We start from the raw sequence: 15,410 nt of genomic DNA on the forward strand, positions 1-15,410 counted from the left end.
CTGCGTCACGGGGGTGGATCGGGAGTCGGCCGGGGACGGCGCAGTATAGATAGAGGGTGCCCTTGCGCATGACAGCGCTGCACAATGTGCGGATCATCGAAGGCAGGGTTGCTCGTCCGCATGACAAGAACGCTGAAGCTGCTGGCCCGCGTGGGCATCGGGGGGTATTTGCTGCTCGTGCCGCTTGCATTCGTCTGGGTGCGTGGGCCGAGTGGACATGACGCCGCACGCATGCTGCAGGTGCTGCTGATGGCGATGTGTACGGTGGCCGCCGCGTGGCCGGGCGCGAATGGACCCACATTGCTGCCGCGCACCCCACTGTGGCGCGGCGTGGGCCTGCTCGCACTGCTGCTGGCCGGGTTGTCGGTGGCGCATGCCGCCGTGCCTGGGTGGGCGATGCGCGAGGTGGCGCTGTGGCTCGGCATGCTGGTTGTGGCAATGACTGTGGCGCAGGACTCCGGCGCCTGGCGCTGGCTGGGCTGGGCCGCCGTGCTGGGCACGCTCATCTACAACGTGGTCGCGCTGGGGCTGGGGCTGTCCGGCATGCTGCAAGGCTTCCCGGCACGCGGCGAAGAACTCGCGCTGGGCTACAACAATCATCGCTTTCTCAACCACGCCCAGACCGTCGCGTTGCCGCTCGTCGCCATGATGGCCGGCCGGCCGGGCGACCTGCGCTGCGGGCGTGCGCTGATCGGCGTTTCGCTCGTGAGCGGGGTGGCGCTGCTGATGGCCGTCGGCGGGCGGGCCACCGCGCTGGCGCTGGTGCTGGGCAGCGTGGCGGCACTGCTGGCTGCGCCGAAGGCAGGGTGGCGCGCGACCCGGTGGCTCGGTGCCGCTGCCGTGGCCGGCGGGCTTCTGTACGCACTGGAATTCGTGCTGTTGCCGGAATGGCTGGGCCTGCCTTCCGGAGACTTGTCCCGTCGCGTAGGCCAGGTGGATTCGGTTCACGCACGGCTGTTCCTGTGGCGCACCGCGCTTGGTCAAGTCTTTGAGTCGCCCTGGTGGGGATTGGGGCCGATGCATTTCGCCTATCGGCCGAACGGTGAGGCTGCACATCCTCACAACATCTACCTCCAGATTGCCGCGGAATGGGGCGTGCCCATGCTGCTGCTGCTCGTCGCTGCCGTGGGCATGGCGCTGGCGGCGCTGATGCGCCGGCTGCGCAATCTTGGCGTCGGCGCTGATGCGCAGATGGGTGCGGCGCTGCTCGTCGCACTGGTCGCCGCGCTGGTCGACGGCGGCGCATCCGGCAACTTCGTCATGCCGGTCTCGCAGGTGTGGATCGCCGTCGCGGCAGGGCTGGCATGGCGTTGGTGGCTCGATCAGTTGCCCCCACAGGCTGGGGCCGGCGTGAGGAACAGCCGGGGATGGACCGACGCCGCGTTGAGCGTCGGCGCCGCGCTGTTGAGCGCCTGGTTGCTCCTCGTGTCGGCGCGAGACGTGCCCCGCCTGGCGGAGCTGGGGAAGGCATCGGAAGCGCTGTCGCCCGCCTCGCCGCGTCAGAACCCCCGGTTCTGGTCGTCGGGCTGGTTCTGAGCGAGCTCACGCGCCCTGGCCGTCGCGGCGAACAGCAGGCCGGACCAGACCGCGAATTGCATCAGCGGGACCGGGTAGTAGAAGACGCCGTCAACCAGGCCGAAGGCCGCGTAGCCCGTCAGCAACGCGATGAGCGCGCGCACCCCGGTGTGTTGTTCGGCGGATTCGCGCCATCGCCATGGCCGCGGCGCGCGGCGCAGCAGTCGCAGCGCGAGAGCCAGCAGCAAGAGCGTGCCGACGAGCCCGAACTCCTCGAGCGATTGCAGCACGAAGTTGTGCGCCTGCGCGGTGTTGGCGAGGTACAGCCCGCGCCCAGGGCAGCACTGCGATGCGATGTGGCCGTCGGGGCCCCAACCGAACCATGGGTGCGCTGCGATCCCGCGCAGTGCGTCCAGCCACAGCTCCAGGCGGTCGTTCGTGCTCGCGATGTTGCCCAGCCGAGCACGCGCCCACAGGTGTTTTGACGTCAGCAGGCCTTGGGTCTGCAACAGGAGCGACACCCCTGCGGCCAAGGCGAGCGCGAGACCGGCGTGCAGCAGGAAACGCAGGCGGTGGCCGGCCGGCCACAGCATCGCCGCGACGAACACCAGCCAGGCTACGAAGGCCCCGCGCGAGCCCAGCTGGACAATGCCGAACAGGGCCGCCGCACCGAGCAGCACGCCCGTTAGGGCCAAGCGGTGCGATTGCAGCACCAGCGCGGCGCCGGCAGCGGCAGCGAGGTAGCCGAGGTAGCCGAAGTGGCGCACGTTGCCGAAGTGCGGCATGTGCGCCGCGGAGGCGTCCCCGCGTTGCACCATCACGAGCCAGAAGACCACATCCACCAGCACCAGCGCATGCACGACGCCGATGGCGACCAGGTAGGGCGCGAGGTCAACGGGCGTGGCGCGCTGCCACAGGAAGATCGCGAATCCGAGCAACGCCAGGCCGTAGTAGAGCAGCAGGCGATCGAGTGCCAGGGGCCACCGTGGTGCTCCGAACGTGGAGACGGCCATCGCCACCAGCAGCGCAATCAGCAACCAACGGATACCGCTGTCGATGTAGGGGCGCGGTGTGCCGGCCAGCAGCAGCAAGCTCGACGCCGCGATGAACAGCTTGGCAAGGATCAGCTGCTGTGCCAACTCCGCATCCGGCGGCATCGCGCCGGCGGTGCATAAATAGACGAGCAGGCCGAAAACGAGCGCGCCGCCCCAGGCACGCCAGGGCGAGGTCACGGTATGGAAGGCCGGCAAATCGCTCACTTCGCGGGCCGGGCCGCTCGGCGCGAGGCCATGGCCCCGGCTTGCAGCAGGCGCTGTCGGTAGGCGTCGATGCGCTGGATGTCCGCGGCCGCCGGCGCCTGTTCGCTCGGCACGACACCGGGGGCGAGCCGGTAGGTGCGGTACTGGCCGTCGCGCGGAGTGAAGACGGTAAGACGATCGTTGCAGCGCAAGCCGACGTCCTTCTTGGCAATCAAGGATTCCAGTTCGGACTCGCGCAGCCGCAATCGGCCCTCGTCGTCGATTTCATACAGCGATAGGCCTTGGGCCGCGACCTCGCGCAAGTCCAGATGTCGGTAGTCTTCGGCCGCCGCCAGGCGCAGCTCCGTCTCGACCGGGATGCAGTCCGAACTGCCGTTGAGCTTCACTTCACCGCTGCGCACGAAGCGCTCGATCGCCGGACGCACGTCGAGCAGCGAGACAAATTCCCCGTCTTGGGCGGGCTGACCCACGGGCTGCCCGTGGCGGTAATGCAAGGTCGCCAGCACGATGCGGTTCTGGTGCTCGCTCAGCAAGTTTGCCCCATGCCCATAGGAGTGCAATGGGTCCAATTCGCCATCGGCGCGTCGAACGGGCTCCATATCGCCGAGCGCCTCGCCATGGTCTGACAGCAAGATGACGAGCGTGTCTTCCAGGCGGCCCTGGGCTGCCAGGGCGTCCATCAGCCAGCCCACCTGCGCGTCGGCCGCGGTCAGGCCCTCGACGTGGCCGACACGAAGGGCATTGCCGCTTCGATGGGGCGCCGGGGTGGCGTGTCGAGTCGCGAAGGGGAAGTGCCCGCTGAGGAAGTGCACCGCGAGAAACAGCGGTCGCGGCCCGGCACTGGCGCGACCGATCTCATCAACAAAGCCCCGCGCGTCGTAGCTTGGGACGGCCGCCACGTTCAACCGCGAAAAGGGCAGCAGCCAATCGGCGGCACGGGTCTGCAGCAGCAGGTTGGTCAGCGGCGTGTCGTTGATGCCTTGGAGCACGAAGTCCAGTGCGCCGGCTTGTGGACCGACGACACGATCGAAGCCAAAGCTCTCGTCGATGTTGTTGAAGCGGCGTTCGTCGATCGCGTAGACGGTTTGGTAGCCCTGGGCCTTTAGGGTGCGACTGATCAGATCCTGGCGATCTACCTGCTCGATGCCCCGCAGGTTGAACAGCGCGCCATGGATCGCTGGCACATGGCCCGAAAGGATGGTCACCCAGGCCGGATAGGTTCGTCCCAGTGGCGTGTAGGCGTTGTCGAAACGGGTGCTCTGCGACAGCAAGTGCGCAAGACGGGGAAGGGCCGACTGCTCGCGCTCGAGCAGAGGCATCGAGAGTGAGTCGATCCCTATGACGATGACATTGCGCGTGGGCGCCGAACCTGCCCTCGCGACGGAAGTTGCGTGTTGGGCCAACATCAGTCCGCCGGCGGCAGCTGTAGCGGCGCCAAGCCCGTACGCGACAGGTTTCCAGCGTTGGCGTTGCGACCACAGCGCGGCAGCAAGACAAGCCGCCAGCACGGCGCTGGATAACGCCCAAGCCTGCGGATTGGCGATGGTGGCAAACGGCACGGAATAGTTCGAGTGGCTGAAGACCACCGCATTGCCCGCCGTCAACCAAACCCAGCCGGCCAAGAGCACGAGCAAAGTTGCCAGGAACGGCGAGACGACGGCGGTACGCGCCAGACCTCGCGCCAGCACCCTGAGCAGGGTATAGCACGCCAGCAGAAGGGTGAGGTGGGTGAGCAAGTCCCTAGCCAAGGCCCGTAGGACGGCTGGCGATGCCAGGGCATCCGCCGCACCCTGGCTCAGGCGGTTGTCAGAGGTGGCTGCCCCGAGCAGCGGGGACCAGACCGGTAACGTGTACACCGCTGCAAAGCCGGCGAACAGCAACACCTCGCAGGTGCCTTGCCGAAAGCTTGCCAACGCAGTCATGGTAAGTGCTTCGTCGGTGTTCGGGAAAGGAAAAACGGCCCCGGTGTCGTTCACGCGGGGCCGTCGGAATTCAGGGCCGCGGGGTGGCGGCGCTGCTCAGGTCATCAGCTGGCGCTGCGGCACTCGGACGGGACATACTTGAAGTCGCTGCTGGTCGAGCAATGCCAGTTGATCGGACCGCCGGAGACCTGTGTGGGGCTCAGGACGATAACGACGCTCTTCGCGGTGGCGTCCATGGTGACCGTGATGACGCCTGCGCTGCAGGCAAGGGTCGACACATGGCCGCCTACCGTTTGGTTGACGCCGGCGCAGGTATCGGCGGTGCTATTGGCCATGTTTTCGGACACGGTCGTCTTGGCGCCGGACGCCAAGCCAAGGCCCTCGGTCACGCGGGCGCGCACCGTGTAGTCCTGATACGCCGGCAGCGCAACCGCCGCCAAGATGCCGATGATCGCCACGACGATCATCAGTTCGATGAGGGTGAAACCTTGTTGGACGCGCTTCATGGTGAAACTCCTTGATCAGCGGGTGGGGGAGGAAACGTTGGGGGGCGGGATTCGCCCTTATCCCCCTAATTGCGAAACGCGTGCCAGCTTTTTCGGGGTCTTCTGGCGTGAACTTTGCACTGTCGTTGACGGATCTGGTCGCTTTTTGCCGCCCAGTTCTGTCGATGCCGCCCTAGGGTGACGAAATTTGTCAGTCGAGGTGCAGGGTCTGGCCGGCGGCCAGGGCCTGCACACGACGGCCGGGCAGGCGCCGCGCCAGATCCGCACGGATGGTGTCGAGCTCGCCGGGCTTGATGTGCGTCAGCAGCACGTCGGTGCCGGTGGGCACGTGGCGCAGTTCGTCCGCCAGCGACGACGGGCAGTGGTGGCGGCTGTCGGCGGCGATCGCGCGTTCGCTTTCGGCAAAGGCCACCTCGATCACCAGCTGTGCCACCGGACGCCCGGCCAATGACGCCCACAGGGCGGGGTTCGGACCGGTGTCGCCGGTGTAGACCCAGCTGCGCCCGCTGGGCGCCGTGACGGCGAAGCCGCAGGCCGGCACGGCGTGCGCGGCGGGCAGCACATCGATGGGCCGCTGGGCGGCGCCCAGGCGCAGGGTCTGGCCCACCGCGAGGGGCTGCAGCTGCAGTACAGGCTGGCTGGCGCTGGGCAGGCGGGTGAAGTCGGGCCACAGCCGGTCGTTGAACAGGTGTTGCCGCAACACCTGAAGCGTCTCGGGCAGCGCGTGGACCTGGATCGGCGCCCGGCCATGGCGGCGTCGCATGACGCTGTCGGCCAGCAAGGGCACACCCAGCACGTGGTCCAGGTGCGAGTGGCTGAGCAGGATGTGGTCGATGCGCGCCAGCTCGTCGAGCGTCAGGTCGCCGACGCCGGTGCCGGCGTCGATCAGCACGTCGTCGTCGAGCAGGAAGCTGGTGGTCCGGCAACCCTGGGCGATCGAGCCCGAGCAGCCGAGGATGCGGATGTTCATGCGGCGGCGACGGGCGCGAGCACCGAAAAGGTGATGAACGACAAGGTGGGTGGCGCCCCGGGGCGCGCAGGTCAACGCGCCAGGAGAGCCGGCGCATCGGACCGATGGTGCGGCGGCTGGCGCTGCAGCGCAAGATGCCAAGTGCGCAGATCGACTGTCACATTCGCGGCCCGGGTACCGCCGTGTCGACCGGCGTGAACAGCGTCACGATTGAGACACGCGCCCCGCAGGGCGCCGTGCCGCGATTCAGGCCGTTGCTTCAGCCTTGGATGAACTGCATCTGGGTGCCGGCCAGGTCGATGATGTCGCCGTTCTTCAGCGAGATCACGCCGTCGCCGACCTGGCTGCCGTTGACCGTCGGGTGCGACACGCCTTCGACGTGCGACAGCACGTAGCCGGTGGGGCGCTTGGCGATCGAGGCCACTTGCACGCCGGGTTTGCCGACGGTGGTGACGGCCTTGGTCAGCAGCACCTCGCGGCCGGCGGCGCCGCCGTTGAGCACCTTGATCGAGGCCGGGATCATCGCGTGCACTGGCGGCGGGATGGTCACCGGGTTGGCCGGGTTGAAGCCCGGGCGCAGGACCATCGTCTTCTCGTAGTCGGGCACCTCGTCGACCAGGTACTTGATGCGGTACTTGCCGATCTCGACGGTGTCGTTGTGCACCAGCAATTGCTTCTTGATCGCCTTGCCGTTGATGTAGGTGCCGTTGGTGCTGTTGAGGTCTTCGATGAACACATCGTGACCCACGGCCAACATCACCGCATGCTCGCCGCTGACGGCGAGGTTGTCGATCACGATGTCGTTGTACGGACGTCGACCCAGTGTCGTGCGATCTTTGGAGATCGGCACTTCCTTGATCACGACGTTGTCTAGCGAAACGACCAGCTTGCCCATGCCTGTCCTCTTGTTGTCACAGTTCAAACCCGCAGGTTCGACCTACGCGTGAACCACCTTGCCCCCTCAGGCGCGGCGGAACGGCCACCATGCACGCCCGGCGTGGGCGGCTCCCCCTTTGGCGCGTACCAGGACCACCGAGATATTATCCCGCCCGCCCGCCGCATTGGCAGCAGCAATGAGGGCGTTCGCGGTGGCCTCCAAACTGTCGCTTGCACGCATCACCTGTGCAATCGCGGCGTCGGGCAGCATGTCCGACAGGCCGTCCGAGCACAGCATCACCAGATCGCCCGGGCGCAATTCGTGCCCGACGACCTCCAGCTCGACCGCCGGCTCGACGCCCACGGCCCTCGTCACCAGGTTGCGGTTCATCGAGTAGACCGCTTCTTCGGGGGTCAGCAGCCCCGCGTCGATCTGCTCCTGGAGCAAAGAATGATCCCGGCTCAATTGCTCGAGCTTGCCGCCGCGCAGCCGGTAGGCACGTGAGTCGCCGATGTGGCCGACCCACAGCCGGTCGTCGTTGAACAGCGCGCTGACCAGCGTCGTGCCCATGCCGGCATATTCGGCCCGGCTTTGCGAGGCCTCGTAGACGACCTGGTTGGCGTGCTGGGCGCTGGCCATCATGGCCTGGCGGATCTCTTCTTCGTCCCGCGGGCCACTCGGCGCGGAGAGCCAGCGGGCGATGTCTTCGCAGACGCATTCGACGGCCATCGCACTGGCCACTTCGCCGGCGTTGTAGCCACCCATGCCGTCGGCCAGCACGGCCAGGGCCAGGTTTTCGTCGACCCGTACTGCGTCCTCGTTATTGCTTCGCGCGCGGCCGGTGTCCAGCGCGCTGAAGAATTCGAGTTGCATGCTCACGGGCGGAGTCGCGTTCAAGACGGCGTGGCGGTCGGGGGGAAAGCCATTGTGCCTGCGCCAGGGGGGCCTGACGCACCGGGAGAAACCAAGGCTGCGCGCAGCGCACTGCCGACGTGACGCAGTTCGCGCGCCAGCGCCACCCCGTCGGACGGGCGGTCTTCGGGCCGTTTGGCCAGCAGCTGGGCGACCAGGTTCGACAGCTCGACCGGCAGGTCGGGCCGCAGCGAGATCAAAGACGGCGCCGGCTGTGTGGTGATGGCCAGCAGCAGGTCTCCCATCGAGGCCGCCTCGAACGGCAGCCGACCGGTCAGCAGCTCGAACAGCACCACCCCCAAGGCATACAGGTCGCAGCGGCCGTCCACCGGCGCGCCGGCCAGCTGCTCGGGGGCCATGTAGACGGGCGTGCCGGCCAGCACGCCGCTGCGGCTGCGTTCGGCGTCGCTCAGGTGGGCACAGCCGAAATCGGCAATCTTCAGGACTGCCCGGCCGGGGCTGAACAGCAGGTTGGCGGGCTTGATGTCACGGTGCACCACGCCGTGGGTGTGGGCATGGTTCAGCGCCTCGGCGGCCTGGGCCATCAGCTCGATGACCAGGGGCTCGGGCAGCAGCCGCGGTGCGGCCGAATAGCGCGCCAGGTCGCTGCCCGGCACCCATTCCATCGCGATCCAGCCGACGGCGCTGTCGCCATGGCCTTCGACGCCGGCCCCGCGCGTGCGCACGATGCCCGGGTGCCGCAGGCGACCGGCGGCCTGCGATTCACGCAGGAAGCGCTCGCGCGTCAGCTCACCATGGTGCAGGCGCACGGTCTTGATGGCGACCGGCGCGCCGCTGTCGGGGTCGGTGGCCAGGTGCAGCTCACCCAGGGCGCCATGGGCGAAGGTTCGCACCAACGGGTAGCCGCCAACGGTGACCCCGGGCATTTCGCTGGCATCGGCCATGGCCGATGGCGGCGGCAGCTGGCGATCGCGCTGCCACGGCCAATGGCGCCGCAGCGCCCGGCTCCAGAACGTGGTTCCGTTGCCACCCATTCGCTTGAACCCCCCAATGCGTGCGTGGTTGGGGGCACCTTATCACAGGCGTTTTCGGCCCGTTGTCAGCGCTGGTGACCACCCTGCCGCCGAAACGAGTGACAGGGCTGTCGCCGAGGCGACGGCAGCGTCAGGCCGGCACGGCCTGCTGGCGCTTCTTGATGAACAGCCCCAGGCCGACGACCAGCGCGGCGCCGATCGCGGCACCGATGTACTGGGTGGTGTGCGGCAACTCGCCGAAGCGTGCCACCACGGCCGGGTCGGTCAGGATCATCTCGCCGGCCAGCCAGCCCAGCAGCGCCGCCCCGAGCGTGATGATGACCGGGAAGCGTTCCATCACCTTCAGCAGCAGGGTCGAGCCGAAGATGATCAGCGGGATGCTGATCGCCAGGCCCAGCACCAGCAGCACGGTGTTGCCCTTGGCCGCGGCAGCCACGGCCAGCACGTTGTCCAGGCTCATCACCAGGTCGGCCACCAAGATGGTGCGGATGGCGGCCAGCAAGCCGGTGTTCTCGGTGCTGCCGTCGCCCTCTTCGCCCTCGCCTTCTTCCAGCAGCAGCGAAACGCCGATGTAGACCAGCAGCACGCCGCCGACGATCTTCAGCCAGGGCCACTTGAGCATCTCGACCGCGATCAGCGTCAGCACGATCCGCATCACGATCGCCGCGGCGCTGCCGAAGAAAATCGCCTTCTTCTGCTGGTGCGGCGGCAGGCCGCGCGCGGCCAGCGCGATCACGACGGCGTTGTCGCCGGACAGCAGGATGTTGACCCAGATGATCGAGCCGAGGGCGGCCCAGAAGGCGGCGGAAGTGAAGTCCATCGTGGCCCCGGAAAACTTGGCGTCGCAGCAGAACGCAGAACAAAAAAGAGGGCGTGCAGCCCTCTTTCGGTCGGGCGCGCTGAAGTGTAGGTTCGAGCGCGCAGCGTCGCGTTCGTACAACTACGAACGCGGCGCGGAGGTCAGAGCAGGCCCTTGAGCAGCTTGCCCATCTCCGACGGATTGCGCGTGATCGTGAAGCCGCACTCTTCCATGATCGCCAGCTTGGCGTCAGCCGTGTCGGCGCCGCCGCTGATCAGCGCACCGGCGTGGCCCATGCGCTTGCCCGGGGGCGCCGTGACGCCGGCGATGAAACCGACGATCGGCTTCTTCATGTTGGCCTTGCACCAGCGGGCGGCTTCGGCCTCGTCGGGGCCGCCGATCTCGCCGATCATGATGACGGCGTCGGTGTCCGGGTCGTCGTTGAAGGCCTTCATCACGTCGATGTGCTTCAGCCCGTTGATCGGGTCGCCGCCGATGCCCACGGCCGACGATTGGCCCAGGCCGATCTCGGTCAGCTGCGCCACGGCTTCATAGGTCAAGGTGCCCGAGCGCGAGACCACGCCGATGCGGCCCTTGCGGTGGATGTGGCCCGGCATGATGCCGATCTTGATCTCTTCGGGCGTGATCAGGCCGGGGCAGTTCGGGCCCAGCAGCAGCGTGCGCTTGCCGCCAGCGGCTTCCTTGGCCTTCATCTTGTTGCGCACTTCCAGCATGTCGCGCACGGGGATGCCTTCGGTGATGCAGATCGCCAAGTCCAGGTCGGCCTCGACGGCCTCCCAGATGGCGGCAGCCGCGCCGGCGGGTGGCACGTAGATCACGCTGACGGTCGCGCCGGTCTGGCCGGCGGCTTCCTTCACGCTGGCGTAGATGGGGATGCCTTCGAAATCTTCGCCGGCCTTCTTCGGGTTCACGCCGGCGACGAAGCAGTTCTTGCCGTTGGCGTAGTCGCGGCAGCCGCGGGTGTGGAACTGCCCGGTCTTGCCCGTGATGCCCTGGGTGATGACCTTGGTGTCTTTGTTGATGTAGATCGACATGTTCTGTGCTCCTGGGCTTACTTCACCGCGGCGACGATCTTGGTCGCCGCTTCGGCCATCGTGTCTGCGCTGATGATGGGCAGGCCCGAATCGGCCAGCATCTTCTTGCCCAGGTCTTCGTTGGTGCCCTTCATGCGCACCACCAGCGGCACGTTCAGGTTCACCGCCTTGCAGGCGGCGATCACGCCGTCGGCGATGGTGTCGCACTTCATGATGCCGCCGAAGATGTTGACCAGGATGCCCTTGACGTCCGGGTTCTTCAGCATGATCTTGAAGGCCTCGGTGACCTTCTCGGCGGTCGCGCCGCCGCCGACGTCCAGGAAGTTGGCCGGCTCGCCGCCGAACAGCTTGATGGTGTCCATCGTCGCCATCGCCAGGCCGGCGCCGTTGACCAGGCAGCCGATGTTGCCGTCCAGGCTGATGTAGGCGAGGTCGAACTTGCTGGCCTCGATCTCGGCCGGGTCTTCCTCGTCGAGGTCGCGGTAGGCCACGATCTCGGGGTGGCGGAACAGCGCGTTGGCGTCGAAGTTGAACTTCGCGTCCAGGGCGATCAGGTTGCCCTTGCTGTCACGGTTGAGCGGGTTGATCTCGACCAGCGAGGCGTCCGTCTCCATGTAGCAGCGGTACAGGTTCTGGAACAGCGTCACGGCCTGGTCGACCGTGGTGCCGGTCATGCCGACGGCCGTGGCGACCTTGCGCACCTGCGCTTCGGTCAGGCCGGTCAGCGGGTCGACCAGCTCGGTGATGATCTTCTCGGGGGTCGAGTGGGCGACCTCCTCGATGTCCATGCCGCCTTCGCTCGAGCAGATCAGTGCAACCTTTTGCGAGGCGCGGTCGGTGACGAGCGAGACGTAGAACTCCTTCTGGATGTCCGCGCCTTCTTCGATGTACAGGCGGCGCACCTTCTGGCCTTCGGGGCCGGTCTGGTGGGTCTTCAGCTGCATGCCCAGGATCTGGCCGGCCAGCGTCTTGACCTCGTCCATCGAGCGGGCCAGCTTGACGCCGCCGCCCTTGCCGCGCCCACCGGCGTGGATCTGGGCCTTGACGACCCAGACGGCCCCGCCCAGCTTTTGAGCGGCCTCGGTGGCCTCCTGCACGGTGAACGCCGGGTAGCCGCGGGGCACCGGCACATCAAACTGGCGCAGGAGTTCCTTGCCTTGGTATTCGTGGATCTTCATGGGGCTGGTTTCGTGAGTTCAGGACGAAAGCGGGTGGCGACGTGGGCGTGAGGCTCAGTCGCCGCCGCCGGCGGCGGCCGGTCCGGATGCCGGCGTCGGATTTTGCGTCAGTTTGTTGGCACCGGGCTGACGGTACCAACGGGGGTAGTGCAGACGCACGGCTTCAGCGTCGGCCGCCAGCGCATGGCAGCGGTCGAGCTGGAAGGGTTGGGTGTCGCTGTCCGGGTGGACCTTGAGCACGTCGCCGGCGAAGGCCTGCACGACGGCCGTAGGCAGCACGTCGGCCAGCTCGGTCAGGTGGGTGCAGCCGTGCACGCCGCCCAGGCGCTCGCGCACGGCGCGCTTGAAGCCGCGCATCAGGTTCAAGCCGGTCAAGGCGGCGTAGCGGTCGCCATGCTGGTCGCAATGGCCGGGGTACGGCATCGCCAGCGATTCGGCGCCGGCCGCGACGATGTTGAACGAGGTGTCGACGACGATGCGCAGGTGCAGGTCGTGGATCGGTGCGCCGGCCGGGCGTTCGCGGCCGGGGCTGCCGGTCGGGCGGGTCTTGGTGTCGAGCACGAAGGCGTCGATGTCCCACAGGCCATCGCTGCGCGCATAGGCCTGGACCTGGATCGAACGCTGGTGCTTGAGCTGGCGTTGAGGGTCGGCGGGGGGCAACGGCATGGCGGGACAGCGGAGGTGCCCTCGGGCCGCCCCTGGGTCGGGGAGCACGGCGGGCAACATTTCACTGTAGCACGCGTGCTGCAATGCAGCATACGTGGTGGCCGCAACGGGTCGAACCGGTGGCGGGGCGGCCTATTCGTCGTCGCGGCCGCCGACCACGCGGCGCACCACATCGCCCGCAAAACCCCGCGCGGCGAGAAACCGCATCTGGCGTGCCCGCTCGGCCGGCTCGGTGGCCGGCTCGCCGCCGTACTTGCGGCGCCACACGTCGCGTGCCCGCGCCAGCTCGGTCTCGCGCAGCTGGCGTGCGGTGTCGGGGTCCATCTCGACGCCGTGGCGGGCGAGTTCTTGCTTGATGCGGGCCGTGCCCTGGCGCTTGGCGCGGGCGTGGATGCGGCTTTCGGCGAAGCGCGCGTCGCTCAGGTGGCGGGCGGCTTCGAGTTCGTCGAGCAAGGCGTCAACTTCGCTGGCCGTGGCTTCGGCGTCTTCAGCTTCGGCAAAGAGGGCCGGCGAGGCTTCGTCGGGCGTGTCCCACGGGTCGCGTGGGCCGAGCGCAGCGTTGGCGGCAGCCAGCGCCGCGAGGGCTTGCGCGCGCTTGCGGGCATGGGCCAGCAGCTTGCTGCGCAGCTCGGCCCGGCTGTGTTCACGCCGGGCCAGCAGCGCGAAGGCCTGTGCCTTCAGGCTGAGTGGTGGTCGTTTCACGCCACCCTCACCGCGGCGGGGGCGCCTTACTTGGCGGCCGCCTCTGCGCCGGCGTCACCCAGCAGCGGCACGCCCATCGCTTCGCGGACCTTGTTTTCGATCTCGCGCGCCAGCTCGGGGTTCTCGCGCAGGAACTCGCGCGAGTTGTCCTTGCCCTGGCCGATCTTCTCGCCGTTGTAGGCGTACCAGGAGCCCGATTTCTCGACGATCTTGGCGGCCACGCCCAGGTCGATGATCTCGCCTTCGCGGCTGATGCCCTCGCCGTAGAGGATGTCGAACTCGGCTTCCTTGAACGGGGGCGAGACCTTGTTCTTGACGACCTTGACGCGGGTCTCGTTGCCGATGATCTCTTCGCCCTTCTTGATCGAGCCGATGCGGCGGATGTCCAGCCGGACCGACGAGTAGAACTTGAGCGCGTTGCCGCCGGTGGTGGTCTCGGGGCTGCCGAACATCACGCCGATCTTCATGCGGATCTGGTTGATGAAGATGACCATGGTGTTGGTCTTCTTGATCGTGGCGGTCAGCTTGCGCAGCGCCTGGCTCATCAGGCGGGCCTGCAGGCCGGGCAGGCTGTCGCCCATTTCGCCTTCGAGCTCGGCCTTGGGCGTCAGCGCCGCGACCGAGTCGACGATCACCAGGTCGACCGCGCCGGAGCGGACCAGCGAGTCGACGATCTCGAGCGCCTGCTCACCGGTGTCGGGCTGGCTGATCAGCAGCTCTTGCAGGTTGACGCCGAGCTTTTGCGCATAGCCGATGTCGAGCGCATGCTCGGCGTCGATGAAGGCGGCCACGCCGCCCTTCTTTTGCATCTCGGCCACGACCTGCAGCGTCAGCGTGGTCTTGCCCGACGATTCGGGGCCGTAGATCTCGACCACCCGGCCGCGCGGCAGGCCGCCGACGCCCAGCGCGATGTCCAGCCCCAGCGAGCCGGTGGAGACGACTTCGATGTCTTCGATCACCTCGCCTTCGCCCAGGCGCATGATCGAACCCTTGCCGAACTGCTTTTCGATCTGGGCCAGTGCGGCCGCCAGGGCCTTGGACTTCTCGGTGTTCAGGTTTTTCACGGGTGCATCCATGGTGGCGGGCCTCCTCATTCGGGTCGATCGGTAGTCAGCAAAGTGGGGCCGATTATGTCAGAAGCTGGATATCTGTACAGTGGATTTTCGAGCCTTGTCGGCCGTCAAGCAGGGGACAGGGCGGCTCCCTAGAATCACCGTGACGGTGCCGACACGCAGCGTTCGGGCGAGCCCAAGAGCCGCCTGCCAAGGAGACAAGGCCGATGCGCATTCTGATTGCGGAAGATGACCAGGTGCTGGCCGATGGGCTGCTGCGCTCGCTGCGGGGCGCGGGCTACGCGGTGGACCACGTGGCCAGTGGAAGCGAGGCCGACGCCGCCCTCGCCTCGCACGAGTTCGACCTGGTGATCCTGGACCTCGGCCTGCCTCGCCTGCATGGGCTGGAGGTGCTGCGCAAGCTGCGGGCACGCGGCTCGAGCATGCCGGTGCTGATCCTCACGGCGGCCGATTCGGTCGAGCAGCGCGTCAAGGGCCTGGACCTGGGCGCCGACGACTACATGGCCAAGCCCTTTTCGCTGCAAGAGCTCGAAGCGCGCGTGCGCGCCCTGACCCGGCGCGGCCTGGGCACGGCGTCCAGCGTGATCAAGCACGGCCCGCTGAGCTTCGATGCGACCGGCCGGGTCGCCTACATCAACGACCAGATGATCGAGCTGTCGGCGCGCGAGATCAGCCTGCTCGAGGTGCTGCTGCAGCGCGCCGGCCGGCTGGTCAGCAAGGACCAGCTGGTGGCTCGCCTGTGCGAATGGGGCGAAGAGGTCAGCAACAACGCGATCGAGGTCTACATCCACCGCCTGCGCAAGAAGATCGAGCAAGGCCCGATCCGCATCGCGACCGTGCGCGGCCTCGGCTACTGCCTCGAAAAGATCCAGAGCTGACGGCGCCCGGGGTGCGCGCAGCGCGGCCCATGTCAAGCGGCGCGTGCGGCTTTGGCCCGGCCGGTTGGCTGCGCGGGCGCCCGCGAGCGGCCTTATGCTGACG

15 protein-coding genes are annotated in these 15,410 nt (G+C 67.6%); 2 read left to right on the top strand and 13 right to left on the bottom strand.

Going from position 1 to position 15,410, the window contains the following annotated elements:
- The first annotated feature begins 120 nt into the window (after positions 1-120).
- Positions 121-1,536: an O-antigen ligase family protein gene (locus ACE3SG_RS07000; protein ID WP_374563544.1), complete on the top strand. Its 1,416-nt coding sequence runs from the start codon at positions 121-123 to the stop codon at positions 1,534-1,536.
- On the opposite strand, the gene ACE3SG_RS07005 is transcribed toward ACE3SG_RS07000, so the two are convergent.
- The 13 genes from ACE3SG_RS07005 to recA form a co-directional block, all read right to left on the bottom strand.
- Positions 1,500-2,774, bottom strand: a complete 1,275-nt coding sequence (locus ACE3SG_RS07005; protein ID WP_374563546.1) for an O-antigen ligase family protein — start codon at positions 2,772-2,774, stop codon at positions 1,500-1,502. The two genes, ACE3SG_RS07000 and ACE3SG_RS07005, sit on opposite strands and share 37 nt — an antisense overlap.
- Positions 2,771-4,750 (bottom strand): sulfatase-like hydrolase/transferase, encoded by a 1,980-nt coding sequence (locus ACE3SG_RS07010; RefSeq protein ID WP_374563548.1) that lies wholly within the window; start codon positions 4,748-4,750, stop codon positions 2,771-2,773. Before ACE3SG_RS07010 ends, ACE3SG_RS07005 begins: the two co-directional genes overlap by 4 nt.
- Positions 4,751-4,800: 50 nt before the next feature.
- Positions 4,801-5,202: a pilin gene (locus tag ACE3SG_RS07015; RefSeq protein ID WP_374563550.1), complete on the bottom strand. Its 402-nt coding sequence runs from the start codon at positions 5,200-5,202 to the stop codon at positions 4,801-4,803.
- Positions 5,203-5,392: 190 nt separating this feature from the next.
- Entirely contained in the window at positions 5,393-6,172 is a 780-nt protein-coding gene (locus ACE3SG_RS07020) for an MBL fold metallo-hydrolase (RefSeq protein ID WP_374563551.1), read from the bottom strand.
- 259 nt (positions 6,173-6,431) lie between these two features.
- Complete coding sequence (locus ACE3SG_RS07025; RefSeq protein WP_374563553.1) at positions 6,432-7,067, bottom strand: FHA domain-containing protein; 636 nt, start codon at positions 7,065-7,067, stop codon at positions 6,432-6,434.
- Between the two features lie 66 nt (positions 7,068-7,133).
- Positions 7,134-7,922 carry a Stp1/IreP family PP2C-type Ser/Thr phosphatase gene (locus ACE3SG_RS07030; RefSeq protein ID WP_374563555.1) on the bottom strand — a complete coding sequence of 263 codons (789 nt, stop codon included), beginning with the start codon at positions 7,920-7,922 and terminating at the stop codon, positions 7,134-7,136.
- Between the two features lie 20 nt (positions 7,923-7,942).
- On the bottom strand, positions 7,943-8,956 hold the full coding sequence (locus tag ACE3SG_RS07035) for a serine/threonine-protein kinase (protein WP_374563557.1): 1,014 nt from the start codon (positions 8,954-8,956) through the stop codon (positions 7,943-7,945).
- Positions 8,957-9,086: 130 nt separating this feature from the next.
- Positions 9,087-9,776 (bottom strand): TerC family protein, encoded by a 690-nt coding sequence (locus tag ACE3SG_RS07040; protein WP_374563559.1) that lies wholly within the window; start codon positions 9,774-9,776, stop codon positions 9,087-9,089.
- Between the two features lie 140 nt (positions 9,777-9,916).
- Positions 9,917-10,810, bottom strand: coding sequence for a succinate--CoA ligase subunit alpha (gene sucD / locus ACE3SG_RS07045; protein ID WP_374563561.1), 894 nt, complete (start codon positions 10,808-10,810; stop codon positions 9,917-9,919).
- Positions 10,811-10,827: 17 nt separating this feature from the next.
- Positions 10,828-11,988, bottom strand: coding sequence for an ADP-forming succinate--CoA ligase subunit beta (gene sucC / locus ACE3SG_RS07050; RefSeq protein WP_374563563.1), 1,161 nt, complete (start codon positions 11,986-11,988; stop codon positions 10,828-10,830).
- Between the two features lie 54 nt (positions 11,989-12,042).
- A complete protein-coding gene (locus ACE3SG_RS07055) occupies positions 12,043-12,654 on the bottom strand; it encodes a DUF2889 domain-containing protein (protein ID WP_374563565.1) in 612 nt (203 codons plus the stop codon).
- A 132-nt stretch (positions 12,655-12,786) separates the two neighbouring features.
- Positions 12,787-13,356 carry a RecX family transcriptional regulator gene (locus tag ACE3SG_RS07060; protein ID WP_374563567.1) on the bottom strand — a complete coding sequence of 190 codons (570 nt, stop codon included), beginning with the start codon at positions 13,354-13,356 and terminating at the stop codon, positions 12,787-12,789.
- A 26-nt stretch (positions 13,357-13,382) separates the two neighbouring features.
- Positions 13,383-14,432, bottom strand: coding sequence for a recombinase RecA (recA, locus tag ACE3SG_RS07065; protein WP_374563569.1), 1,050 nt, complete (start codon positions 14,430-14,432; stop codon positions 13,383-13,385).
- A gap of 203 nt (positions 14,433-14,635) precedes the next feature.
- On the opposite strand from recA, the gene ACE3SG_RS07070 reads away from it, so the two are divergent.
- Positions 14,636-15,307: a response regulator transcription factor gene (locus tag ACE3SG_RS07070; RefSeq protein ID WP_329724668.1), complete on the top strand. Its 672-nt coding sequence runs from the start codon at positions 14,636-14,638 to the stop codon at positions 15,305-15,307.
- The last annotated feature ends 103 nt before the right edge of the window (positions 15,308-15,410 follow it).

It is taken from the genome of Ideonella sp., assembly GCF_041914305.1.
Taxonomy (GTDB): Bacteria; Pseudomonadota; Gammaproteobacteria; order Burkholderiales; family Burkholderiaceae_C; genus Ideonella.